Here is a 22607-nt window from a genome sequence, read left to right on the forward strand (position 1 = left end):
CTCCCCCGCCGCTCGCGGCGACCCCGGGCCCCGAGGAGGGCGAGCACCGCGGGCTCCCCCTGGGCCTCTTCTTCGCACGCCTCACGCCGGAGGCCGTCGCGGCGCGCGGGGTCTTCGAGGTGGGCCCGCACACCTCCCGCTTCTGGCACCTATGGCGCCAGCGCGACGGGGGACGGATGGATCCGCTGCACGCGTGGCTCGCGGCGCAGTACCAGCGGCTCTCCGACGCGCACGGGGTGGACTGGGCCGAGCTGGCGCAGGACTTCGGCCGCAGCCCCAACACGCTGGCCCGTCCGCACCTCACGCCCCTCGTGGTGGATGTCTGGGGTTGCGAGCGACGCCGCGTTCCGCTGGCCCTCGCGCGCTTCGAGCCCACCCCCGCGGGGGCACCGCTGCTGCGCGTGCCCGACCGCGAGCGCCCCCTCGCCGTGCGCTTCTCCAGCGCGGCCCATGCGACAGGCGACGACCTCCTCACGGAGGCCCTGCTCCTCACCTCCTTCCGCCTTCCTCCGGGGCTGGTGGACGCGAAGCCGTGGCCGTTGCCTCGGCAGGCGCCGCGCGCCGGGCCTTCGATGACGCCCGGCGCCCGAGCTGGCGCGCAGGCGCGGTGGGAGCTGAAGGGCGAGGCGCTGATGGAGCTGCGCGTCCGGAGCCGCGCGCGGCGCTACGCGGCCTGGCTTTCACTGGCGGCGCGGCACGGGCTTCCGGAGTGGCTGTGGTTGTCGCGAGACGGCCAGCCGCCCGTGCTGGTGCCTCGCGACAGCCCGCTCGGCATCGAGTGCTTCTTCGAAGGGTTCGACCCCGAACGACACACGCTCACCCTCGAGGGGGCCGCGGATGACAGGTGGTTGGTGGACGAGCGCGGACATGGCTTCCGCGCCGAGCTCGGTGTGCCCTTCGTGCGGGAGCCACACGCATGGTCGGCCTAGGCAAGGGAGGCGATGGCAATGGCTCCAGATGAACGTCGAGTTCGACAAGCAGCGCCACCCGCCCATGGCCTGCGCGCAGCAGCTCTTCGCGCGGCTCATGCCCCAGGTGGAGGCCTGGCGACACGCGGGTGCGCTGCGCCTGTTCTCCTTCCTGCGCAAGCCGCCGGACTCGCGGCTGCGCTTCCAGGCGGACACGGGCTCGGCGCTCGCCGCGGAGCTGCGCGCGCTGCTGGACGGCCTGCGCGAGGCGGGCTTCGTGCGCGCCTTCCACGTCGCCCCGTACACCCCGGAGACGTTCCAGTTCGGCGGACCGTGGGCCCTGCACCTGGTGCACCGCTGGTTCGACGCGGACTCGGTGGCGTGGTGGCGGTGGGCGTCGTCGTCCCCTCCGGGCAGCTCCCCCCGGGCGCTGAGCGCGGCGGCGGGCGAGGCGCTGGTGTCCGCGTGCGTGGGGCCTCGCGAGGAGGTCTGGGACGTCTGGTGCAACCTCGCCCGGCTGCACGGGATGCCGGACGCACGCATCCTCGCGGTGCGCGAGGCGCCTCCCGCGGCACCGGACGCGGAGGCGGGCGTGGCCCACGCGGCACGCCTGTATGGAGACGCGCACCGGGAGCTGGGCGCGGGGCTTGCGCGATTGGGACGCACGGGGCGCCTGGCGTGTGGCGAGCGCGCGCTCTTGCCCTTCGTCCTGCTCTTCCACTGGAACCGCTACGGGCTGTCGCTCGACGACCGGGCCGCGCTGCTGGCGCCGATGCTCGCGAAGTACAGCCCCAAACGAGGACTCGTGGGCGTCGCGCCCACGCGAGGTGAACCATGAACTTCCTTTCCGAGATGGGCGAGCAGATTGAACGGCAGTGGCTCGTGCACGACTACGCGGAGGACGCCTTCCCGGACATCGTCCAGCAGGCGTTCCGCGACCATGACGCGGACCTGCTGACGGTGGACGTGCCGCAGGTGATGCGGTGGCTGTTCGTGCGCAAGTCCCTGCCGGACCAGCTCCAGCCCGGCGAGGGCTTCGGGCAGGTGCCGCTCACCGTGTTCCGCAGCCGGCGCTTCGCCATCGACCTCTACCACTGGCTCGACGGCACCACGACGGTGCACCAGCACGGCTTCTGTGGCGCCTTCCGCGTGCTGCAGGGCTCAAGCCTCCACACGGTGTACCGCTGGACCGAACACCGCAACGTCAACGCGTACTTCGCCCTGGGGCAGCTCGAGCAGCAGCAGTGCGAGCTGTTGCGGCGCGGGGACTCGCACCCCATCGTCGCAGGCAAGGCGTACATCCATTCGCTCTTCCACCTGGACCGGCCGTCGCTGTCCCTCGTGGTGCGCACGGTGCGCAACCCGTCCGCGGAGGCCCAGTATGACTTCAAGCGGCCGGGCATCTGCATCAACCCCCAGGTGGAGGAGCCCGCGCTCCTCAAGGTACTTCAGGGCGTGACGGTGCTGGAGCAGCTCGCCCATCCCGAGCGCGACATCCTCATCGGTGACTACCTGGAGGGCGCGGACCTGCACTCCGCCTTCCAGGTACTGCAGCAGGTAGCCCGCGCGCGCCAGCGCCTGGACACCCTGTCCCCCCTGCTGGCCCGCTGCCGCCCCGAACACCAGGGAGCGCTGGAGCGCTACATCCGGCCCGCGCTGGCGAACGTGCTCCGCGAAGCCCAGCTCATCGCCCGGCGCCGCACGGTGACCCGGCCGGACCACCGCTTCTTCCTGGGCCTGCTCCTCAACGTGCAGGGACGCACGCCGCTCTTGTCCCTCATCCAGCAGCGCCATCCCGGCGAGGACGCGGCGGCGCTCGCGGCCCACTGGCTGCGGGAGCTGGCGGGACTCGAGGCGGTGGAGGGCCAGCGGCACAACGCGCTGGGCCTGCCGTTCGACGACCACGACGTGTCCGTCTTCGAGCGCCTGTTGCGGGGTGACGCCCCCACGGACGATGCGCGCTTCACCGAGGTGGCCCGGGCGCTCCGGAGCTCCTCCCTCTTCGGTCCGGTGGTGGCCTGACATGGAAACGGCACGGGTGTACGAGGCAGTGGAAGCCCTGCGCACGGGCGCTGGCTTCCGGCGGGCGCTGGCGGACGGGCGCAGCGTGTGGGTGGACGGCAAGGCGGTGGACGTGGCGAGCCACCCGCTGTTCGCCCCGGCGTTGGGCGTGGTGGAGCGGCTGCTCGCGCGCCATGCCTCGGCGGAAGGGCGCGAGCTGCTGACGGCGACGAGCCCCGACGGCGTCACGCGAGGCCGCTGGGCCGTGCCTCCACGCAACGCGCAGGACCTGCGCCGCGCAGGCCAGGTGTCCACCCTCTTCGCCGAGGAGACGCACGGGCTGATGGGCCGGCTGTGGGACACCTCCGGCGGGTGCCTGGCGGGACTCCTCAACGTCGCGAAGGACGCGGAGGCGCTGCGCCCGGGGACGCGGGCCGTCATCGAGCGCGCGTGGGAGGAGATCAGCCGCGGGCTGCTGCTGTGCAACGTGGCCTTCGTGGATCCACCGCACGGGCGCGGGCTGCCGGCGCACCAGAAGAACACGCTGCGCGTGGTGGAGCGGCGCGCGGACGGCGTGGTGGTGCGCGGGGCCAAGGCCCTGTGCACCGGGGCTGCGTACTCGGACGAGCTGCTGGTGCTGCGCGTGGGCTACGAGCTGCCCAACCTCGACGACTCGGCGGCGGTGGGCTTCTTCGTGAAGCCGGCCACGCCGGGCCTGAAGATCCTCTGCCGCCCGGGCCTGGGCGGAGCGCACCGCGCCGGGGACCCGCTGGCGGTGGACGAGGTCGACACCTGGCTCGTCTTCGAGGACGTCTTCATCCCCCACGGGCGGCTGCTGTACGCGGGGGAGAAGGACGTGGCCGCGCTGGTGTGGAAGGCCATGATGACGTGGGACAAGCACGGCTTCGTCCGGCGGCTGCTCACCCGGCTGGAGCTGCTCTTCGGCCTGTCGTTCCTCATGTCCAAGGCGCTGGGCGTGGGGCACTACCCGAGCGCGCAGAAGGTGTTCCGCGACGCCGGCCGGCACGCGGCCCTGGTGGCGCGGCTGGTGGCCTTCGCGGAGGCCAGCCCGCAGCCGGCCGTGGGCAGTGGCGGCGCCGTGCGGCCGGAGCCGCTGTCCCTCCAGCTCGCGCTCCAGTACGCGCTGGAGCACCTGCCCGAGGTGGCGCGCGCCGTGGAGCTGCTGGGGGGACAGGGCCTGGTGCTCAACCCCTCCGAGGCGGACCTGGACTCGGAGGAGGTGGGGCGGCACTACGACGAGTACTTCGGCGGTGACACGGGCGACCCGTCGCACCGCGCGGCGCTGATGAGCGTGGCCGCGGAGCTGCTGGGCTCGCGCTCGGCGCAGCGGCAGCGGCTGCTGGACTACTACGGCACCGGCGGCGACCAGGTGCTCACCCTCCAGTTGTCGGAGATGCTGGACGCGGGACGCGGCGTGCGGCTGGTGCGCCGGCTGCTGGAGCAGCGCGAGGGTGACGGGACGCGGGAGCTGTCGTCATGACCGCCCTCGCCTGGAAGCGCGTCGAGCCCCTCCGCGCGCACCCGCGCACCGCCGAGGACTTCCGCCGCGCGCAGCGCGATGGCCGCCGCGTGTGGCTGGGCGGCTCCCGCCTCGCCTCGCCGCTGGACAGCCCCGTGCTGGCCCCCGTGGTGGACACGCTGGGGGCGCTCCTCGCGCTGCATGCCTCCCGTGAGCACGCCGACCTGCTGATGGACCGGGACGACGCGGGGCAGCCCTGCGCGGCGTGGAGCCGGGTGCCGCGCACCGCGGAGGAGCTCCAGCGGCAGGGGCGCATCTCCACCCTCTTCGCCCACGAGACGCTGGGGATGATGGGCCGGCTGTGGGACGCGTCCGGCAGCTTCGTCAACGCACTCCACAACGTGCGCACGGACGCGGCGAAGTACCGGCCCGAGGCGGCCGCGGTGCTGGAGGAGCTGCACACGCGCTGCGGGCGCGAGCTGCTGCTGGTGGCGCTCGCCGCCATCGAGCCCCCGCCGGTGGACGGCCTGCCGCAGGGACTGCGCATCGTGGACCGCGGGCCGGACGGCATCGTCGTGTCCGGCACCAAGGCCATCAGCACCGGCGCGCCGTACTGCGACGAGCTGCTGCTCTTGAAGAACGTCTTTGGCAGGGACGCGCTGCCGCCGGAGGAGACGGTGGGCGTGGTGCTGAAGCCCTCCACGCCGGGCCTGTCCCTCTTCTGCCGCGAGGGGCTGGCGCGCGGGCCCCGCTCGGAGCTGGGCCGCTACGACGAGGTGGATGCGCTGGTGGTGTTGGACCGGGTGGTGGTGCCGTGGGAGCGCGTGCTCTACGCGGGCGAGCCCGACGCGGCGCGGGTGCTCCTGGAGGCGGTGGTGGCGTGTGACAAGCACGCGATGGCGCGCCGGCTGGTGGCCAAGCTGGAGCTGCTGTGGGGCCTGGGCGAGGCGATGACGCACCTGACGGGCAGCCGCGCCGTGCCCGCGGTGGCGGAGCTGCTGGCCGGGCTCGGCAAGCACCACGCGCTGATGTCCACGCTGGTGGAGGCCGCGGAGTCACGCCCCGAGCCCGCGCCAGGAGACGGCGGCGGAGTGCTGCCCGAGCGCAAGACGCTACACCTCGCGCTCTCGTACGCGCTCGAGCACTACCCCTCCATCCTGGACACGCTGCGGCTCTTGGGCGGACAGAGCCTGGTGGTGCGACCGAGCCCGGAGGACCTGGCGGCCCCCGAGGTCGCGGCGCTCTATGCGCGGCACCTCAAGGGAAGCACGCTGGAGCTCGTCCCGCGCGCGCGGCTGTGGGCGCTCGCGGACGAGCTGACCGGATCCGAGCTCGCCGGGCGCCAGCGGCTGATGGACTCCTACGCGGTGGGCGGCCGCCACATCCTGGAGCGCGAGCTGGCGCACATGCTGGACCCGTCCGCGGGCGTGGCCCGTCTGGAGGCCCGCGTCGGCGCGCCCCTGCGCCCGCCCGCGCCTGCTGAACCTCCCGAGGAGAACCCATGAAGGTCTACGGACATCCCGCGAGCGGGTGCACCTGGAAGGTGCTGGCCACGTTCCTCGAGAAGGGCCATGCGCCGCGCTTCGAGGTGGTGGACATCACCCGGGGCGAGCACCACACGCCGGAGCACCGGATGCGCCACCCCTTCGGGCAGGTGCCGGTGCTGGAGGACGGCCGCTTCCGCCTCTTCGAGTCGCGGGCCATCATCCGCTACGTCGACGCCGAGCTGAGCGGCCCCGTCCTGACGCCCACGGGCTCGCAGGCCCGCGCGCGGATGGAGCAGTGGATCAGCGTGGAGTGCTGCAACCTGGTGCCGCCGCTGATGGAGCTGGTGGCGCCGCTCCTGTGGGGCCGTGACCCGGGAGCGGAGGCGCTGCGCCGCGCCCGGTCCCGCGTGGAGGCCGCGCTGGACGTGGCCGAGGGGGCGCTCGCGCAGACCCGCTGGTTCGTGGGTGACGCCTTCACGCTCGCGGACCTCTCGTGGCTGCCCTACGTGCAGTACCTCTTCATCGCCGGACACGGCGCGCTCGTGACGGCGAGGCCCGCCCTGGCCGCGTGGTGGGAGCGGGCGAGCACGCGCCCCTCGTGGCAGCAGGTGATGGCGGGCTCGGGCCGGGCGCCGGAGGCGCGCTCATGAAGTGCCTGGACAACGTGGAGCGCATCCCTGCGCCGTCGCGCGAGGTGCTGTTCGAGCGGTACGTCCGGCCCGGCCGGCCCGTCATCCTCACCGACCTCTTCGATGGACAGCCCGTGCGTGCATTGGAGAGCGTGGAGGCGGCGCGCGCGCTGCTCGGTCCCGAGCCCGTGAAGCTCAGTGAGCGACAGCTCGTGGCGGCCATGCGGGCGCTGGATGCGGCCTCGTCGGGCACGCCCTCCGTGGAGCCAACTCCGCCCGCGTGCCCCACCGTGGGCGACTACCTGGACCTGCTCGGGGCCGAGCCGCGCACGCCGTGGGTGATGAACGAGCTGCCCACCCCCGCGTCGCTGCGCGCGCGCATCCAACTGCCAGACCTCCTCGCGCCGCCGCCCGGCCACCCCGCGCCGGAGGGCTACCTGCGCTCGTTCGCGCACCTGCACAACGCGGGCAGCGCCACCGACCTGCACTTCGACTCGGACGGGCGCCAGGTCTTCATGCTCCAGGTGTTCGGGCGCAAGCGCTACATCCTCTTCCCGCCGTCCGCGGGGCCGAAGCTGCACCCGGTGGCCAACTACGGCACGGCGCTGCTGGCCCGCTTCCCGGAGGAGGAGAAGCTCGCCTTCCTGCGCTTCGCGGGCGCGTGGGACTGCGTGCTGGAGCCGGGCGAGACGCTGCTGATGCCCGCCTTCGTCTGGCACCACGTCGAGTACCTGGACCTGTCCCTGTCGGTGAACTTCCGCATCGCGGACCACGGCGGGATGGCGCGCTACCTGCTGCGCCACCTGCACTGGGACGTCCACAGCCAGAACGTGACCCGGGCCCTGCTGTACGAGGAGCCTGGCCGCTCGCGCCACGACGCCCTCTTCCAGGAGCTGCGACGCGCGTGCGAGGCCCGCTATGCATCACCGCTGGAGCGCTACCGGCACATGCGGACGCTGCTGCGGGACGTGGCGTCGCGGCTGTGCCCCGGCACGGTGGACACCGACTACTTCCTCTCCACCCTGGGACCGATGGCGCCGTGGGTGCCGCAGCTCTACCGCGTCTACGCGGGCGCGCCGTCGACCGCGGCGCTGACCGAAGCGCTGCCCCCGGACTCAGGCTGGCTCGAGGCCGCATGAAGCGACACATGACATCCAAAGACATCCAGAGGAGCGGGGAGCACGGCATGGAGACGGAGACGGTGGCGCGGTACGCGGAGTCGCAGCTCACGGGCCTGGGACGCGCGTTGGCGCTGCCCGAGGCGCGGGTGGCCGCCCTGGGCGAGGTCTTCCACGCGGCGACGGCCACCTGGGGCCCGCGTGGATTGGACGCGCCCGCGCCGTGGTCGGCGGTGGGCGAGGACGGCTCGCCCTACGAGTTCTCCGTGGCGTTCGGGGCCAAGGGCGCGGAGCTGCGGGTGCTGGTGGAGGCGCAGGCCCTGCCCGCTTCGGCGCGCACGTACTGGAACGCGGGGTTGACGCTGAGCCGCGAGCTGGAGCAGCGCGCGGGGGCACGGCTCGAACACCTGGAGCGCCTCGCGGACCTCTTCGCCCCGCCCCAGTCCACCTCCTTCTGCGCGCTGTGGCACGCGCTGCGGCTGCCCGCGACGGGAGTGCCGGACGCGCGCGTGTACCTCAACCCCGCGGCGAAGGGCCCGGAGCACACGCTCGACGTGGTGCGCGAGTCGCTGGAGCGGCTGGGCCTGGGGGCGCGGTGGAAGGACGTGGAGCAGATGCGGGGGCAGCACGGCCGCGTGCCCCTGCTCGCGTTGGACCTCAGCGAGGAGGTCATCTTCAAGGTGTACCTGTCGCGCGAGGGGCTCACCGTGGACGACCTGGAGGCGTGGAGCGCGCGCACCTTCGACAGCAGCGCGGGGGATGCCCGGGCGCTCTGCTCCGCCATGCTCCCCACGTCGGGCCCCTACGGGCTGCTGGACATCCGCACCTGCTTCACGATGCGCGGCTCGGAAGGCGGCCGGCCCTCGCGCTGGGTCACGTCCGTCACCGGCAACGCGGTGGGCCCGGACGTGCTCTTCCGCGAGCGGCTGGTGCGTCTGTTCGAGTCCCAGGGCATCCCGGTGGATCCCTACCTGCGCTGCCTGGAGGTGATGGCGCCGGGAGGGCTGGGCGACAGCCACGGCCTGCACGCGGGCGTGACGCTCCAGCGCGAGCGGGGCGTGCCCCGCGTCACCGTCTACTTCTCGCCCCGGCTCTACCGCGACCGTCCCCACCTCCCCGAGGCGTGGCGGGCGTGGACCCAGGCCGCGTGAGCCTTCAGCCCCACCCATCCCCTGAATCCACAGCAGGAGCACCCCATGGAATCGCATGAAGCCCAGGCGCTCGCGGAGCGCTTCGACCGCGAGGGCTACCTGGTCATCCCCAACGCGCTGACGCCGAAGGAGCTGGAGCCCCTGCGCCAGCGCTACGACGAACTGATGAGCGCGCACTGGGAGACGGTGAAGCGCACGGATCCGGATCCGCGGCGCGTGTACCTGCCGCGCCTGCTGGAGCGCGACCCCGCCTTCGAGCCGCTGATGGACTGGCCCCGCACGTACCCCATCGCGCGCGCCATCCTCGGCCAGGACATCACCCTGGCCTCCGCGGGCGAGGCGGACTACCGGCCAGCGCACTCGGGCGGGTGGATTGGCTGGCACAGCGACACGTCCTGGCTGCCGGGCGTGCCCTATCCCCGGCAGTTCCACTGGGTGCGCTGCGCCTACTTCCTCGAGGACATCACCGAGGACATGGGGCCCTTCACGCTGCTGCCCGGCTCGCACCGCGCCACGCATCCGTGCCCGCCCGAGTACACCGGGCCCGACAACCTGCCGCGCACCATCCCCGGGCAGGTGGCCATCACGGGCAAGGCGGGCACGTGCCTCATCAACAACACGGAGATCTGGCACACCAGCACGCCCAACCGCAGCGCGCGTCCGCGCAAGCTGCTGATGGTGCTCTACAAGCACGCGTGGATGCGGCAGTGGGAGGCCGGGCACGACCTCACCCGCGAGTTCGGCGAGCGCCAGACGGATCCGCGCCGCCGCCAGCTCTGCAACGTGGGGCCGTGGCACCGCTACGACGGGAACTGGGACGCCTGAGCCATGGCCCGCCATCCCTTGCGCCTGGGGGCGCTCGACTTCGGCTTCACCTCCGCCACCGTGCAGCACGCGCAGGTGCCCCACCTCACCGTGGAGGCCGCGCGCCACGCGGACGCGCTGGGTTTCTCACGCTACTGGCTGGGCGAGCACCACCACGGGAGCGCACCATTCGGGCCCAGCCCGGAGACGCTGCTGCCCGCGCTCGCCGCGCTCACCCGGCGCCTCCACGTGGGCGTGGGCGCGGTGCTGCTCAACTATTACCGGCCGCTCAAGGTGGCCAGCCACTTCAAGCTGGTGGAGTCGCTGTTCCCCGGCCGCGTGGACCTGGGCATCGGCCGGGGACAGGCCGACAACCCCCGGTCGCACCGCGCGCTCACGGGCCAGGAGCTGGTGCCCGGGAGCCTCGCGGACGAGGGCGCGTACGCCCAGAGCCTGGAGGAGCTGATGGCGTTCCTGGGCGACGGCTTCCCCGAGGGACACGCGCTGTACGGCGCGGCCTGCCCGAAGCTTCCCGCGCCCCAGGTGTGGATGTGCGGCGGACGCACGGCCGGCACGCTGGCGGCAAGGGTGGGCGCCGCGTTCTGCCTCTCCCTCTTCCACGGCCCCGTGAGCCCGGACCCCGCGGTGGTGGAGCACTACCTCACCCACTTCCAGCCACGAGCCCCCGGCGACACGCCGAGGGTGATGCTCGCGGTGGCGGGCACGTGCGTGGAGGACGCCGCGGGTGCCGAGCGCGCACGCGAGGGCTGGAAGGAGTTCCGCTTCTACCCGCCCACCATCGTGGGCACGGGGGCGCGGTGGCGCGACGAAGCGGAGGTGCTGCGCGAGCGCTACGCCGCGGACGAGCTGCTGGTGCTCGACATTGCCCGCCCGCACGAGGACCGGCTCGCTTCCATGTCCCGGCTGGCGGAGGCCTTCGTATAGGACGGAGCGGGGCCCTATCGCGGGGGCTCCCAGGGCGTCACTTCGCCGTGGGCACGGCGGCGGGTGCTTCGTCCTGGGTCACGGCCGAATTCAGCGTCCAGGCCAGGCCGTAGGTCGAGCCGATCGCCCTGTAGGTCGCGCGCTTTCCGCAGCCCGCGACGCCCACCGTGACCGGATCAATGCGTGAAGTCTTGAGCTGCGCCCTCGCGCATCCCAGGTCGAATTCCGCGCGAGCCCTCACGTCGGGAACCCACGAGCACTGGCCCATCCTGCAGCGCAGCTCATAGACGCCCTCGGTGTTGCACCCGCTCATCTGATATTGATTCTCACCGAGGTAGGTCGGCGTCAGCTCCGCGTCACACTTGAGATCCTTGGCGGCGATCTTCTCCAGGTTCGCATAGCGCTTCGCGTTCATGGACGGCCCCATCTGGGACAGGTCCACCTTGGAGTTGCTCCGGCTGCCGCCGCAGCCAGACACCAGGAACGCCACGCCGAGGCCCGTGATTGCCAATCGAAAGAGGTTCATGGGCGCTCGTCTATCATGCGCTTCAGAAGCAGGCGCGCAGCTCAACAGGAATAACCGCTCTTCGTGACCCAGGGGCGCAGGGGCCCGAGCAGGCCCACGGCCTGGAGGCGGGACTGGACCTCCGCGGCCAGGGCGACGTGGTCCGGGTTGGAGAGGGTGAAGTTCTCCGGCGTGAGGAGGATGAGCGTGCCCCGGTCCATCATGCGCTCCACCCTCACGGGCGCGGGCAGCAGGGGGACGGGGCCGCGCGAGTGGGCGATGTATGTGATCCACCCGATGTGGCGCCCCGGTTCGTCGGGGGACCCATCGGCCACGATGCGATCCCGATACGCTGGAGAGGTGACAACGCCGAACTCCGGCTCCCACGCGAGGGCCATGGCACGCATCACGCTGGTCAGGACCGAAGCGTTCATCACCCGTTCCGCGACACGGCCCAGCGCGGAGGTGGCGACGGAGCAAGTAGAGGTGATCGCAGAGGAGCCTCCAAACCTGCCGTAGACCCCCGTCCCTTCTGGGGCGGCGCCTGAACGCAGCCAGTAACCGGAGATGGTCCCGGAGGGATTGGACCTCCTGCCCAGGAGCTTCGCGAGCGAGGAGGCGTCTGTATGGACCACCTTATCGCCTTCCTCATCCGTCCCCACGCTCGTGGTCCAGGTGTCCCACACGGGCTCCAGGGCTTTCAACTGACGCAGGAAGGATTCCAGGCGATGGGCGCAGGCTTCGAGCGGCTCCGGCCGGCCCCGCCAATGACAGTTGGAGTAGAAGTATCGGTCGGCCATGGTTCCAGGAGTTCCTGGCTCAGCGGATCCGCGTCATCACGCCGCCCTGCTCCAGCAGCCCGAAGAGCTCCACGAGCGCCTCCACGGGGAAGACGTAGCCGTACTCGGCATATGCCGCGTCGCGGATGTCCGCCACGGAGCGCGTGCCGTCGGCGTAGCTCGCGAGCGCATCGGGCAGTTGGTAGAAGCGCAGCTCGCTCTCCCCGCTCTCTCGCAGGGCCGTGGCCGCGGCGCTCAGGGCGGCCTGCACCACGGCCACGCGGGGCTGGGAGCCGGCGGGCGCACCGCGCGCAAGGTCGTCGAACGAGGCGAGCTCCTGGCCCTTCACGCGACGCGGAACGAAGGCCCGCGCCAGGCGTTCGGCTTCGCTGGGAGCAGGCTCCCGCGTGCCCGCCCCGCGCGCCTTGCCTTCCGCCTCCAGGCGCCCCAGGGCCTGGGACTCGGCGGTCTCCAGCGCCCGGGCCATCGTCTGCACCTGCTTCGCGGGCGCGCCGAGGGGCACACAGGAGCGCAGGGCCTCGCGCTCGCGCTGGTAGGCGGCGCGCACCACGGCGCGGGCGAGGCGCGCGGTGCCGGGCAGCTGCGCGGCGGGCGTCGCGGCCAGGTCGCGGCGGGCCCTGAACTCGTCCTCCGCCACGCGCCGCACCCCGTGCACCGCCACCAGGCGCGCCAGCTCCAGGGCCCCCGGGCCTTCGGCCCACGCGGCGACGGTGATGGAGGCCAGTCCCGCGAAGGCGGCGCGGTGCAGCTGGGTGGGGTCCACGTCCTCCGGCTTGTCGCCGCTGGTGTGGTAGCCGTCGTCGGGCCACGTGGAGATGGCCACGCCGGGGATGCCGTGGTCGTTGAAGAGCTGGTGGTCCGAGCCCCGGCCGTAGCGCTCCATGTGGGCATCCATCGGGTCGTGTGACCCGGTGACCGAGCCGATGCGGAAGTCCTTGCGCGGCGGGTAGGCCACCCCGTTGAAGCGGTTCATGAAGGCCACCGTGGACTCGGACACGGCGTTCACGAAGCTGCCATTCCAGTCCGGCGTGTAGGACACCTGGAAGCGCGAGTGGGCGCGGGTCATGCTCGCGCCCAGCATGTCGAAGTTGAACTGGGCCACCCGCCGCACCGGATCCGCGCCGTGGTGGGAGAACCAGTCGCGGGTGCCCTCGAACTCCGGCAGCCACAGCACGCGCAGGGTGCGCACCGGCGGCGGCAGCACGCCCCGGCGGATGAGCGTGGTGTAGGTGCGCACCAGCTCCAGCAGGGTGGCCGCCCCGGAGGCGTTGTCGTCGGCCCCGGGCTTGTAGTGGTCCAGGTGCGCGGTGAGGACGACCTCCTCCCCCGCGCGGGTGCCAGGGATGACGCCACTGACGACGCTGAGGTGTCCCGTGAAGGTCTCCGTGGCGACGCTCACGTCCACCGTCACCGGGCCCGCCTGCAGTTGGGCGCGCAGCTCGCGCGCCTGCCGGTCCGAGATCATGAACAGGAAGGGAGCCCGCGCATCTTGCGGCACCAGTCCCTTCGGGACGACGGCCCAGCCCACCTGATCCGGGAAGTCACCGTCCATGCGGTGCGGGGCGTTCCAGGGCGGCGTCGAGTAGGAGGAGACGACGCCCACGGCGCCGAGCTTCCCCACGGCGGTGCGCAGCGTGGCCGAGGGATGGCCGCGGGTGAACGCCACCCTGCCCTTCAGCTCCTTGCCGGCGTAGTCCTCGTCCCGCGTGCCCAGGCCCACGTCGACCAGTTCCAGGCCCGTGCCCTCGAAGCTGCCACTGCCGGACGGCAGGGACATGGGCAGGTCGGCGTAGGACGTCACGCGGTACCGGTGGGGCCCGGCGACCCACAGCTCGCCGCGGGTCGCGCGCCACTGGGGGCCGTCCTTCATCGCCTCCAGGTGCACGTCCTGAAGCCCCGCGGCCTGCGCGGCGGCCATCGTCCATCCGGCCGCGTCGGCGTAGCCCGCCTGGGTGTCACGGGCGATGAGGGAAAGCCGCTGCACGCCGTCATGGATGCGGTCGCCCGAGCTCTCCTGGATGAGGGCGCGCACCACGTCGTCCCGCAGCACCAGGCCGGTGGTGGGCGACACGGGGCCCAGCGGGGACGGGGGAGGCTGCGCGGCGGCGCTGAGGGTGGCGAGCACCAGGAGGGCGGCGAAAGGTCGCGGACGGATGCGCATGCCGTTGACAATACCCACGGCGTGGACGACGTGACGTGAAGTTGCTGCGGTTCATCCCCCGAAAAGAGGCCACCGTGCTCACAGATCAGGTCCGCAAGGCGCGACAGAAGCTGGTGTTGAACCACTTCCACGACGAGGTGAGGCAGGACTGGGACGACGTCCTGGCGACCTTCCCGCACCCGCACTACGAGCTGATCCCCACCTTGACGGTGCACGACGGCGAGCACGCGGTGCGCGACTACTACCGCGCCACCCGCGTCGCGTTCCCAGACCAGAACCATGAGATCATCGCGCTGCGGCACAGCGACGATGCCGTCATCGTCGAGTTCTGGCTGATGGGCACCCACCTGGGCCCGCTCGGACAGATCCCGCCCACGGGTAACCGGTTCCGGGTGCGGATGTCGGCCTACTTCATCTTCGATGCGACCGAGACGCTGGTCTGCGAGCGCGTCTACTTCGACACGCTCAGCATCCTCAAGCAGCTCGTCGGCGGCCTCGACATGAAGCACCCGAAGAACTGGCTGCTCGCCGCCCGCTGCCTCAAGGGCCTCCTGGCGATGTCCGGTGACAAGCCGGTCCCCTCCCTCACCGAGACCCAGCCGCCCGTCTTCACCGACTGACGCCTCAAGGCCTGGGGCTGACCGCGGCCGCGCTCGCGGCCTGTCTCCGGGCGACGAGGGCTCCGAAGACCGCCGCGGTGAAGAACATGATGACGCTGTAGATGGCCGCGGGGATGGCCATCACGGTGTCGTTGAGCAACCTCGGGCTGGACGCGATGGCGATGGCGAGCGTGCCGTTGTGGATGCCCACCTCCATCGCGATCGCCACCGCCTGCTTGCGCTCGACGCGCAGCAGGCCCGGCACCACGTAGCCCACCGCCATGCTGGCCAGGTTGAAGGCGAGCGCCGCGAGCCCCACGCTCTGGAAGTACGTGACCAGCTGCGCGCGCTCCTTGAGCGTCGCCGCGACCACCACCAGCAGCAGGAACAGCGCCGAGGTGATGCGCACCGGCCGGTCCAGGCGGTCCGCGAGCGCCGCCCGCTTCGCGCGCACCCACATCCCCAGCGAGATGGGCACCAGGACGATGGCGAACACCTGGACGATCTTCGCGAACTGCAACGGAATGGCGCGCTCCTCTCCCATGAAGTGCAAGAGGGAGAAGTTCACGATGAGCGGCAGCGTGAACAGCGACAGCACGCTGTTGACCGCCGTCAGGCTGACGTTCAGCGCGACATCGCCCTTGGCCAGGTGGCTGAAGAGGTTCGCGGTCGCACCGCCGGGCGAGGCCGCGAGCAGCATCAGCCCCACGGCGAGCTGCGGAGGCAGACCGAAGCTGTTCGCGATGCCGAAGCAGACCAGCGGCATGAGCAGCGTCTGACAGCCCAGGCCCACCAATGCCGCGCGCGGATATTCGGCCACGCGGCGGAAGTCAGCGAGGGTGAGACTCAGCCCGAGGCCGAGCATGATCACGCCCAGCGCGATCGGCAGGAACACCTCGGTGATGACACTGCTCTGCATGGCGGGGCCCCCAGCGAAAGCCCCACTCTGCCAGAAAGCCCCCGTGTCCGGAGGCCCGTCTCCCGCTCAGCCCGCGTCCTCGCCGAGCAGCAGCTGGCGGACGATGGGCACGGGCGGGTAGCCGTGGGAGACCACCGCGTCGTGGAAGCGCTGGAGGGTGAAGTCCTTGCCCCACTTCACCTTGGCCTCCTCGCGCAGCTCCATCAGCATCTTCTTGCCCAGCGCATAGACGAGGTACGTCGGGTCCGACGTGCCCCGGCGCGCCTCGCGCTCCGCGTTGATGCGCGTCATGTACGCCTCCTCCTCGAAGAGGCGCACCGCCTGCGCGTACGTCATCCCCCGCGTGTGCAGCGACAGGCCCGCCATGTAGCGCGCCAGCCGCTGGAGGTAGAGCGCGAGCTGGTTCAGCCGCAGCCGGTCCGCCTGCGGCCCCGTGCCGCCGTAGCCCTCGTCCAGCATCATCTGCTCGGTGTAGAGGCCCCAGCCCTCGGCGAAGGAGCCCGAGCCGAACAGCCGGCGCACCTTCGACGGGATGCGGTTCGTCCACAGGAACTGCACGTAGTGCCCCGGGTACGCCTCGTGGATGGAGACGAGGGGCAGCGCGTAGCGGTTGTAGAAGCTCATGTGCTGCGAGGTCTGCTCCGCGCTCCACGTCGGGTCCGGCGGCGTCACGTAGTAGTACGCCTCCGTCGCCTTCGTCTCGAACGGGCCAGCCGTGCTCATGCTCGCGAAGGACAGCGCGCGGCTGAACACCGGCGTCTCCGCCACCTTCGCCCGGACCTCGCTGGGCACGGTGATGATGCGGTGGTCGATGAGGAACTGGCGGATCTCCTCCAGCGTCGCCGTCGTCGTGGACACCAGCTCCGCCGGAGCCGGGTGCTCCTTGCCCAGCTCGCGGTACACGTCCATGGGCGCCTTGCCCGGAGCAATCCGTCCCGCCACCTCGCGGAACTGCTCCTGCGTGCGCTTCATCTCCGAGCGGCCCCAGGCCAGCAGCGAGTCGATGCTCTCGGTGACGCCCTCCTCGTACTGGAGCTTCTGGCGGTACGTCGCCTCACCGATGGCGAAGTCCCCGTTCGAGCGGGGCAGCAGGTCGTCCTTCAGGAAGCGGATGTACCCATCGATGGCCGAAAGACACCGCGCCTGCTCCTTCTTGAAGGCCTCCTGGAGCGCGGCGTCCTTCACCGGCTCGAAGGCCTGCGGCAGCGTCTGCGCGTAGAGCGCGCGCGTGCCCTTCGCCTGCTCCAGGGCGATCTCCGTCCACAGCTTCGGCGGGTTCTGGAGGTTCGCCGGCGCCGCCGCGAAGACCTCCGGCACCACCGCCATGCGCTTCACCGCCGAGCGCATCCGCTCCTCCAGCGGCGCGAAGTCGCGGTTGATGAGCTGGAACACGGACCCCGAGGCGAAGCCCAGGTACGTGTTCGGGTTGCGCTCCCACGCGCGCACCGTCTCCAGCTCCAGGATGCGTCCCCGGAAGTGGTTCTCCAGGATGTCGTAGTCGGCCCGGTCCTCCAGCGGCAGCGCGGCACGGTCCACCGCCTGGGGCAGCGCCGCGAGCCGCTCCTTCAGGTAAGCCAGATTCGACGCCCGCTCCTCGGGTCGGAAGCCGCGCAGCTCCCCGTCGTAGGTGTGGACGCCCGCGGAGGTGGCGGAATTCGGCGAGCGACGGAAGTGCTCCTCGAAGTGCGCGTCCACGAACGCGCGCAGCGCCACCTGGGAGGGAGACAGCGCGGGCGTGGCGGCGTGGGCCGCCGGGGACTCCGCCTGGGCCGGTGGACGCGAGGTGGTGCAACCAGGAGACAGCAGCAGCAACGCGGCGAGGACACTCGTGGGGCGCAGTGCGTTCATGGAGCCTCGGGGGAAGGGACGCGGGAGCGTCGCCGAAGGCCCCTGGGACGGCAAGCGTCAGGCGGGAGCCCGGGGGTCAGCAGCGGCTCAAGCCTCCGCTTCCAGCGCGGCAAGGGCCTCGACCAACGCGCGCGTGAACGGAGGGTCCTCCTCCCGCTGCCCCACCAGCGCTCGCAGTGCCGGGAGCACCGACGCATCGCCCAACGCCCCGGCGGCTTCCACGTATTCAAGACGGACGCGCGAGCGGCGCAGGGCCTTGCGCAGGGGCTCCAGGACGCGCGCGTCCTTGCGGCACGCGAGCGCGAGCACCGCCTCGGCACGGATGGTAGGGCTCGTGTCCTCCATGCGGCGCAGGAGCAGATCCCGGAGTGCGGGCGTGTCGACGTCGGGCGACAGCTCCCGCAGGTGAGCCATGGCCAGGCTCCGGACACCCTCGTCCGGGTCCTCCGCGAACGCCAGGAGTACGGGCAGCGTGTCTGCGTCAGGGGCCTTCAAGAGGCCTGCCAGGACCGCGCCCCGGACCCGGGCGGAGGCATGGTCCTTCAAGGCGGAGATCGCTCCGGGCACCCGCGCGTCCTCCCGGTGTCCCAATCCCAGGACAAGCGACTGCAGGACCTGCGCATCCTGTTCTTCACGAAGCAGCGCCAGGAGCAGGTCCGCGCCACGGGAACGCACGTCGTGGGGCTGTTCGAGCTGCGCCAGGATGTCCGCCCCCCTCGCACGCGCCTTCGGATCGCGCGAGTGCAGCAGCGCACTGGCGGCGACGAGGACGGCCTCCCCGCCCCGGCGTTGCAGGGCGTAGATGGCCGCCCAGCCCTCCGAGCCCTCCGGGTTGCCCCCCAGTGCCACGGCCACCAGCGCCTCCACCGTCAGGTCGTCATGGGGGTCGTGCGCCATGCACACAGTCTCCGTCACGAGGCCGGTGCGTGTCACATCCACCCTTCGAGGGTGCCTCAGTAACAGAAGCTGTTGCAGTACGGCGCCCCGTTGGGCTGCGTGCAGCATCGGCCGGTGGAACACGTGCCGTTGATGCACGCGGGACGGCAGAGCCCTTCCGAGCCCGGCGCCTGATAGGCACAGACCGTGGTGCCAGGGCAGGCGCCGGTGAGCTTTCCCGGGAAGGCTCATTGCGCCTGTGCGGCATTGCTCCGCGCATCGTCCGCCCAGGCGTCGAGTCCAAGGAACGGCTGGGACGCTACCGCTGGGTGGTGGAGCGCACGCTGGCCTGGAAGAACCAGCTGCGCCGGCTTCGCGTCCGCGACGAGCGCAGGGACGATGTCCACTTCGGCTTCCTCGTTCTCGGCTGCTGCGTCATGCTCCTCCGACGCCTCTACCCTGACAGTTGTTAGAGGCTGTTATATGAAACCCGTTGGACGTACGCTCTGCTGGCTGCGAGGGACAAGGTCCAGTAGGTATCGCGGTTCATCAATACGCGCCGGACGGGACCGGTTGGCACTGGCGCATGACGCGGTGAAGGGTGGGCCATGTCTTTGAATGCCTACGATCTATCTGCTGGCCTGTTCGTCCGCGGACTGACCAACTTGAAAACGCAGTTGACGAAGGCCGAAGACCATGCCGCTGCCAGTGGCAGCAGTGAAGCGGCCTTGCTCGACGCGCAACTCGCTGCGGAAGGGCGCATGCGCGGCGTTGCGAGTGACGCGCCAGCTGACCTGCACATGTACACGTTCGCCGCTCAAGTCCACTGGGCTGCGGAGGGAGCCAGGTTGGCGATCGCGCAGTTGCTGGGTGCGCCACGGGTGCCGGCCGCGAACGATGCAAAGAGCTTTGCGGATCTGCACCAACGGCTCGATGCGACGATCGCGTATCTCCGAGAGATCGCGCCAAGCGACCTCGAAGCCGGCCTCGATCGAGAGATCGTGATCGAGCACCGCCGTGGCTCGATGCACTCCAGTGGCCGCCAGTTTCTGATCGCATTCGCGATCCCCCACTTCTTCTATCACGTGACCGCCGCCTACGGCATCTTGCGCAACCAAGGCGTGCGACTCACCATGGGCGACTTTTTGGGCAACTGGGGGATGAGTTGAGCTGAACTACGCCACCCGCTCAGGATGCCCTTGCCAACGGCCAGTCCAGCCCTGACTTTCGTTAGGTGCTGTAAATCCAATCCCAGACATGCCGAAGCTCAGTTCAGCGTCCCGCAGTCGGCGATGCGCTGCACCCGGAGCGCGGCCAACCGCTCCAGCGGTGCCGCCGCCTCCGGTCCTTCGAGCAGGGCCACCGCGCGCGCAATGGCATCCAGGGTGGACATCCCTGACGGATGAGACGTTTCGCGGAGCCGGAGCATCCCGGGCTCGGGCGGCGGCAACACCAGCCGGGGCAGCGTCCGCAATTCGGGAAGCCGCTGGGTCATCCGCCGGGCCTGGGACCAGTTCCCGTCCAGCACCACCAGTTGCCTCGGCGCGGGGGCGTCTGGCGGTGCGGTGGGGCCATCCGGGAAGAGCAGCCAGGTGCCCGGCTCGCGAAGCACGGCCGTGTCAAAAGCCCCGGCCTGTCGACCGTGGATGATCAGCTGTGCATTCGCGAGCGCCAGCGCGGCCACGCGCCCGGTGTTGCTCCGCTTCGCGACCTCCATCACGTGCTGGAGCAGGAGGATCCGCGTGCGCGTCTCCACCCGGGGAATCTCGGCGCACAGGCACAGGTGGATGGCCAGGTTGCAGCGCGGACAGCGGGGTGGGCGGGGAGACATCCTCCGGTCATCCTGGGCCGGCCGCCCCGGGAAGAGAAGCGCTCGTTGCCGGCCGCACCCGACAGCACAGGCGCCCAGGCTTGCAGCCCCTTCGCCGCTGGCCTGATGGTCGCGGCCATGAGGAAACAGGTGCTGCTGCTGGGCCTGCTGCTGTGGGTCGCGAGTGGCCGCTGCTGCTCGTCGGAGGCAACGCGCTCGGGCTGAAGACCGACGGGCGCACGGTGGTCTTCCCTCGGGATGGCCGGGCCCGGAACCGGCAGGTGTCCAACCTCTTCAACTCCCTGGGGCACGCGCTGGGGGACACGGCCATGGACCACTTCGGTCTGGAGTTCAGCACGCGCATCGCTCCCGGGCCGCTCAGCGAGCTGTACGGCTGACGACGCGATGCGGTGGAGGCCGCGGAATGAACAATTGCAGCGCACCTTCACCGCATCAGGCCGAAGCTCCGCGCACGTGAAGGAGGGATTGCCTCCGCCACGCGGACGCGGCGACGCTGCGCCGCCATGGGACACAAGCGGCTGATGAGGATTGGCGTGGTGGGTGGCGGAGCCATGGGGTGCGGCATCGCGCTCGAGCTCGCCATCGCAGGCAGGCAGGTGGCGCTCTACAACACGCGTCTGGACAGCAGTGAGCGCGCGCGGGTGAAGCTGGAGCGGGACGCGGCGCTGCTGGTGGAGACGGGGTTGCTGCCCCCAGCGCAGCGGGAGGCCGCGCTCGGGCGCATCCGGCGCACCACGGAGCTCGCCGAGGCCGCCGTGGGTCAGGATCTGATCCTCGAGTCCGTGCCCGAGGACCTCGTGCTCAAGCAGGAGGTCTTCCGCCAACTGGACGGGCTCGCGGCGCCGGACACCGTGCTGGCCTCCAACACCACCGCGCTGAGCGTGACGGCGCTGGCCCGGGACTGCACCCGGCCCGAGCGCGTCCTCGCGGCGCACTACTACCTGCCGGCGCACCTGATTCCCCTCGTGGATGTCATTCCCGGGGAGAAGACCTCCCCCGACGTCGTGGAGACCGTGCGGCGGTTCCTCGAGGAGGTGGGCAAGACGCCGGTGGTGTTCGCGAAGGACGTGCCGGGCTCGGTGGGCCCACGCCTGCTGCAGGCGCTCATCGGTGAAGGCATCCGGCTGGTGCAGGAAGGCGTCGCCACGCCGGAGATGGTGGACCGCGTGCTCACCCAGGGAATCGGGCGGCGATTCGGCGTGTCCGGCATCTTCGACCGGTTGGATCTCGCGGGGTTGGACCTCGTCACCGGCGTCATGCGCAACGCCGGGCGCCCGGTGCCCCCGGTGCTCGCGCAGAAGGTGGAGCGCGGCGAGCTGGGGCTGAAGACGGGCCAGGGCTTCTACACCTGGACGCCCGAAGCCACCGCCGCCTTCGAGGAGCGCGTGGCCCGCGGCCTCATCACCCAGCTTCGCGAGGACCGGGCCGAGGGCCGCCTCCGCGTCCCCACGCCGGAGACGCAGGAATGAGCCCGGAGCTCGTGCTGCTGGACCCGGGCGTGCTGGAGGACTTCCTCGCGGACGCCCTCCGCGAATACGCGGCCTGTACCCCGGAGCTGCCCCCGCGGAGCTGGGCCGTCCTGCTGGGGCGCTTCACCGACGACGCGATGCGCGTGGAGCGCGTCCGCTTCGCCACCAACATCCGCGAGACGGACGACGCCGTGCTCCAGGAGTTCGACGCCGCCATCATCCCCCGCTTCGGCGCCTGCTACGCCAACGGACGGCGCGGCTACTGGTGCGAGCCCCGGGAGCTGCTGCGCATCACCGCCGAGGCGGAGGCGGAGGGGCTGGAGGTGCTCGGCTCCATCCACCTGCACCCGGACTGGCACCGCATCGGCCCGCCCCATGAGCGAGGCCTGCGGGTGAGCCAGGAGCCCACGCCCATGGACCGGCACCTGTTCCACGGCGCCGGCTGGCCGCTCAACATGATCCTCTACGTGGAGCGACGCGAGGGCCGGCTCTACCACGCGCTCGGGGCGTGGACCGCCCCCTCCGAGTCCGACGCCGGCTGCCGCGCCATCGGCATCCGCTTCGGAACCCCGGAGCTCGAAGCCCCCATGCAGGAGGGGCTCGGAGGACATGCCGTTTCCAGGGGGTGATGTTGGGAGCCCCTACGTCTGGATGAACGACTTCTCCCGCAGCTGGAAGTAGTCATTGCGGACATCCGGAACGTGAGGCCCCGGCTCCAGGGGCTTGCTGGTATCGCCATCAAGGAGCTGGACCACCTTGACGACCACGTGCGGCATCTGGACGGTGAGGCGCGCAGTCGGGTCGTCGTCGGGCCATGCGCTCGCGGAGACGACGGCCGTGCCGTCCGGCGTGTTCGTCAGCAGTCCCCCCAGACCGGCGGGAGGTGAGGCCCCCAGGTTGGCGATGGACTGGACCACGGCGATGCAGTCCACGTTCACCGCCCCCCGCACCGAGCCGCTGTTGACATAGCGGAAACGCACGCGTCGCCCGGGCGGGACCCGCATGGCGAGCGCCTGGGCGTCCAGTTGGAGCCGTGTCCGAAGCTGGGGCTGGGCGGCGTGGCCTCCCTGCGGGGC

The 22607-nt window shown here is 71.4% G+C and carries 23 protein-coding genes and 1 pseudogene; 16 read left to right on the forward strand and 8 right to left on the reverse strand.

The window, feature by feature from the left end; genetic code table 11:
• From D7V93_RS44845 to D7V93_RS10955, 10 genes are all read left to right on the forward strand, one after another.
• Nucleotides 1-929, forward strand: a 929-nt coding sequence (locus D7V93_RS44845) for a hypothetical protein (RefSeq protein ID WP_158623699.1), incomplete at its 5' end; no start/stop codon positions are given.
• 28 nt (nt 930-957) lie between these two features.
• A complete protein-coding gene (locus D7V93_RS10915; RefSeq protein WP_158623700.1) occupies nt 958-1746 on the forward strand; it encodes a thiopeptide-type bacteriocin biosynthesis protein in 789 nt (262 codons plus the stop codon).
• Nucleotides 1743-2930 carry a cupin domain-containing protein gene (locus D7V93_RS10920; protein ID WP_120643340.1) on the forward strand — a complete coding sequence of 396 codons (1188 nt, stop codon included), beginning with the start codon at nt 1743-1745 and terminating at the stop codon, nt 2928-2930. Before D7V93_RS10915 ends, D7V93_RS10920 begins: the two co-directional genes overlap by 4 nt.
• A gap of 1 nt (nt 2931) precedes the next feature.
• Nucleotides 2932-4410, forward strand: a complete 1479-nt coding sequence (locus tag D7V93_RS10925) for a 4-hydroxyphenylacetate 3-hydroxylase N-terminal domain-containing protein (protein ID WP_158623701.1) — start codon at nt 2932-2934, stop codon at nt 4408-4410.
• Complete coding sequence (locus tag D7V93_RS10930) at nt 4407-5894, forward strand: 4-hydroxyphenylacetate 3-hydroxylase N-terminal domain-containing protein (protein ID WP_120643342.1); 1488 nt, start codon at nt 4407-4409, stop codon at nt 5892-5894. Before D7V93_RS10925 ends, D7V93_RS10930 begins: the two co-directional genes overlap by 4 nt.
• Nucleotides 5891-6526 (forward strand): glutathione S-transferase family protein, encoded by a 636-nt coding sequence (locus D7V93_RS10935; RefSeq protein ID WP_120643343.1) that lies wholly within the window; start codon nt 5891-5893, stop codon nt 6524-6526. Before D7V93_RS10930 ends, D7V93_RS10935 begins: the two co-directional genes overlap by 4 nt.
• Nucleotides 6523-7644 carry a cupin-like domain-containing protein gene (locus tag D7V93_RS10940; protein ID WP_120643344.1) on the forward strand — a complete coding sequence of 374 codons (1122 nt, stop codon included), beginning with the start codon at nt 6523-6525 and terminating at the stop codon, nt 7642-7644. Before D7V93_RS10935 ends, D7V93_RS10940 begins: the two co-directional genes overlap by 4 nt.
• An 8-nt stretch (nt 7645-7652) precedes the next feature.
• Nucleotides 7653-8774 carry a hypothetical protein gene (locus D7V93_RS10945; RefSeq protein ID WP_120643345.1) on the forward strand — a complete coding sequence of 374 codons (1122 nt, stop codon included), beginning with the start codon at nt 7653-7655 and terminating at the stop codon, nt 8772-8774.
• Between the two features lie 45 nt (nt 8775-8819).
• The gene (locus tag D7V93_RS10950; RefSeq protein WP_120643346.1) at nt 8820-9599 is read left to right on the forward strand and encodes a phytanoyl-CoA dioxygenase family protein; all 780 of its coding nucleotides are present in this window, start codon (nt 8820-8822) and stop codon (nt 9597-9599) included.
• Between the two features lie 3 nt (nt 9600-9602).
• The gene (locus D7V93_RS10955; RefSeq protein WP_120643347.1) at nt 9603-10523 is read left to right on the forward strand and encodes an MsnO8 family LLM class oxidoreductase; all 921 of its coding nucleotides are present in this window, start codon (nt 9603-9605) and stop codon (nt 10521-10523) included.
• A gap of 37 nt (nt 10524-10560) precedes the next feature.
• Here D7V93_RS10955 and D7V93_RS10960 read toward each other — a convergent pair whose 3' ends face one another.
• From D7V93_RS10960 to D7V93_RS10970, 3 genes are read right to left on the reverse strand one after another with little or no spacing between them, the layout of a single operon-like run.
• Nucleotides 10561-11049 carry a hypothetical protein gene (locus tag D7V93_RS10960; protein WP_147451126.1) on the reverse strand — a complete coding sequence of 163 codons (489 nt, stop codon included), beginning with the start codon at nt 11047-11049 and terminating at the stop codon, nt 10561-10563.
• Between the two features lie 41 nt (nt 11050-11090).
• Nucleotides 11091-11828: an immunity 52 family protein gene (locus tag D7V93_RS10965; RefSeq protein WP_120643349.1), complete on the reverse strand. Its 738-nt coding sequence runs from the start codon at nt 11826-11828 to the stop codon at nt 11091-11093.
• 19 nt (nt 11829-11847) lie between these two features.
• A complete protein-coding gene (locus D7V93_RS10970; protein WP_120643359.1) occupies nt 11848-13989 on the reverse strand; it encodes a M28 family peptidase in 2142 nt (713 codons plus the stop codon).
• Between the two features lie 35 nt (nt 13990-14024).
• Between D7V93_RS10970 and D7V93_RS10975 the strand changes: the two genes are divergently transcribed.
• Nucleotides 14025-14609, forward strand: coding sequence for an ester cyclase (locus tag D7V93_RS10975; RefSeq protein WP_244237230.1), 585 nt, complete (start codon nt 14025-14027; stop codon nt 14607-14609).
• A gap of 4 nt (nt 14610-14613) precedes the next feature.
• Here D7V93_RS10975 and D7V93_RS10980 read toward each other — a convergent pair whose 3' ends face one another.
• The 3 genes from D7V93_RS10980 to D7V93_RS10990 all read right to left on the reverse strand — a co-directional run bounded on the left by D7V93_RS10980 (nt 14614) and on the right by D7V93_RS10990 (nt 18252).
• Nucleotides 14614-15507: a bile acid:sodium symporter family protein gene (locus tag D7V93_RS10980; RefSeq protein WP_120643350.1), complete on the reverse strand. Its 894-nt coding sequence runs from the start codon at nt 15505-15507 to the stop codon at nt 14614-14616.
• 66 nt (nt 15508-15573) lie between these two features.
• On the reverse strand, nt 15574-17355 hold the full coding sequence (locus tag D7V93_RS10985) for a DUF885 domain-containing protein (protein WP_120643351.1): 1782 nt from the start codon (nt 17353-17355) through the stop codon (nt 15574-15576).
• A gap of 87 nt (nt 17356-17442) precedes the next feature.
• Nucleotides 17443-18252, reverse strand: coding sequence for a HEAT repeat domain-containing protein (locus D7V93_RS10990; RefSeq protein ID WP_158623702.1), 810 nt, complete (start codon nt 18250-18252; stop codon nt 17443-17445).
• Nucleotides 18253-18479: 227 nt separating this feature from the next.
• On the opposite strand from D7V93_RS10990, the pseudogene D7V93_RS10995 reads away from it, so the two are divergent.
• Nucleotides 18480-18704: pseudogene (locus tag D7V93_RS10995) on the forward strand (transposase); the annotation flags it as partial.
• 135 nt (nt 18705-18839) lie between these two features.
• Nucleotides 18840-19400, forward strand: coding sequence for a DUF1993 family protein (locus D7V93_RS11000; RefSeq protein WP_120643354.1), 561 nt, complete (start codon nt 18840-18842; stop codon nt 19398-19400).
• 98 nt (nt 19401-19498) lie between these two features.
• On the opposite strand, the gene D7V93_RS11005 is transcribed toward D7V93_RS11000, so the two are convergent.
• On the reverse strand, nt 19499-20062 hold the full coding sequence (locus tag D7V93_RS11005) for a tRNA-uridine aminocarboxypropyltransferase (protein WP_120643355.1): 564 nt from the start codon (nt 20060-20062) through the stop codon (nt 19499-19501).
• A gap of 152 nt (nt 20063-20214) precedes the next feature.
• Here D7V93_RS11005 and D7V93_RS11010 point away from each other — a divergent pair, with 152 nt between their 5' ends.
• From D7V93_RS11010 to D7V93_RS11020, 3 genes are all read left to right on the forward strand, one after another.
• On the forward strand, nt 20215-20439 hold the full coding sequence (locus tag D7V93_RS11010; RefSeq protein ID WP_244237231.1) for a hypothetical protein: 225 nt from the start codon (nt 20215-20217) through the stop codon (nt 20437-20439).
• Between the two features lie 126 nt (nt 20440-20565).
• Nucleotides 20566-21531: a 3-hydroxyacyl-CoA dehydrogenase family protein gene (locus D7V93_RS11015; protein ID WP_120643356.1), complete on the forward strand. Its 966-nt coding sequence runs from the start codon at nt 20566-20568 to the stop codon at nt 21529-21531.
• Entirely contained in the window at nt 21528-22160 is a 633-nt protein-coding gene (locus D7V93_RS11020; RefSeq protein WP_120643357.1) for an MPN domain-containing protein, read from the forward strand. The genes D7V93_RS11015 and D7V93_RS11020 overlap by 4 nt, the downstream gene beginning before the upstream one ends.
• A gap of 12 nt (nt 22161-22172) precedes the next feature.
• Here the strand turns inward: D7V93_RS11020 and D7V93_RS11025 are convergent.
• The coding region (locus D7V93_RS11025) for a hypothetical protein (RefSeq protein ID WP_208722981.1) at nt 22173-22607 on the reverse strand (435 nt) is incomplete at its 5' end.

It is taken from the genome of Corallococcus llansteffanensis (assembly GCF_003612055.1).
GTDB lineage: Bacteria > Myxococcota > Myxococcia > Myxococcales > Myxococcaceae > Corallococcus > Corallococcus llansteffanensis.

Excerpts from the sequence above, each read along its gene's own strand:
- D7V93_RS10915 (WP_158623700.1), top strand. The coding sequence starts at position 958 with ATGAACGTCGAGTTCGACAAGCAGCGCCACCCGCCCATGGCCTGCGCG.
- D7V93_RS10920 (WP_120643340.1), top strand. The coding sequence starts at position 1,743 with ATGAACTTCCTTTCCGAGATGGGCGAGCAGATTGAACGGCAGTGGCTC.
- D7V93_RS10925 (WP_158623701.1), top strand. The coding sequence starts at position 2,932 with ATGGAAACGGCACGGGTGTACGAGGCAGTGGAAGCCCTGCGCACGGGC.
- D7V93_RS10930 (WP_120643342.1), top strand. The coding sequence starts at position 4,407 with ATGACCGCCCTCGCCTGGAAGCGCGTCGAGCCCCTCCGCGCGCACCCG.
- D7V93_RS10935 (WP_120643343.1), top strand. The coding sequence starts at position 5,891 with ATGAAGGTCTACGGACATCCCGCGAGCGGGTGCACCTGGAAGGTGCTG.
- D7V93_RS10940 (WP_120643344.1), top strand. The coding sequence starts at position 6,523 with ATGAAGTGCCTGGACAACGTGGAGCGCATCCCTGCGCCGTCGCGCGAG.
- D7V93_RS10945 (WP_120643345.1), top strand. The coding sequence starts at position 7,653 with ATGACATCCAAAGACATCCAGAGGAGCGGGGAGCACGGCATGGAGACG.
- D7V93_RS10950 (WP_120643346.1), top strand. The coding sequence starts at position 8,820 with ATGGAATCGCATGAAGCCCAGGCGCTCGCGGAGCGCTTCGACCGCGAG.
- D7V93_RS10955 (WP_120643347.1), top strand. The coding sequence starts at position 9,603 with ATGGCCCGCCATCCCTTGCGCCTGGGGGCGCTCGACTTCGGCTTCACC.
- D7V93_RS10960 (WP_147451126.1), bottom strand. The coding sequence starts at position 11,049 with ATGAACCTCTTTCGATTGGCAATCACGGGCCTCGGCGTGGCGTTCCTG.
- D7V93_RS10965 (WP_120643349.1), bottom strand. The coding sequence starts at position 11,828 with ATGGCCGACCGATACTTCTACTCCAACTGTCATTGGCGGGGCCGGCCG.
- D7V93_RS10970 (WP_120643359.1), bottom strand. The coding sequence starts at position 13,989 with ATGCGCATCCGTCCGCGACCTTTCGCCGCCCTCCTGGTGCTCGCCACC.
- D7V93_RS10980 (WP_120643350.1), bottom strand. The coding sequence starts at position 15,507 with ATGCAGAGCAGTGTCATCACCGAGGTGTTCCTGCCGATCGCGCTGGGC.
- D7V93_RS10985 (WP_120643351.1), bottom strand. The coding sequence starts at position 17,355 with ATGAACGCACTGCGCCCCACGAGTGTCCTCGCCGCGTTGCTGCTGCTG.
- D7V93_RS10990 (WP_158623702.1), bottom strand. The coding sequence starts at position 18,252 with ATGGCGCACGACCCCCATGACGACCTGACGGTGGAGGCGCTGGTGGCC.
- D7V93_RS11000 (WP_120643354.1), top strand. The coding sequence starts at position 18,840 with ATGTCTTTGAATGCCTACGATCTATCTGCTGGCCTGTTCGTCCGCGGA.
- D7V93_RS11005 (WP_120643355.1), bottom strand. The coding sequence starts at position 20,062 with ATGTCTCCCCGCCCACCCCGCTGTCCGCGCTGCAACCTGGCCATCCAC.
- D7V93_RS11015 (WP_120643356.1), top strand. The coding sequence starts at position 20,566 with ATGGGACACAAGCGGCTGATGAGGATTGGCGTGGTGGGTGGCGGAGCC.
- D7V93_RS11020 (WP_120643357.1), top strand. The coding sequence starts at position 21,528 with ATGAGCCCGGAGCTCGTGCTGCTGGACCCGGGCGTGCTGGAGGACTTC.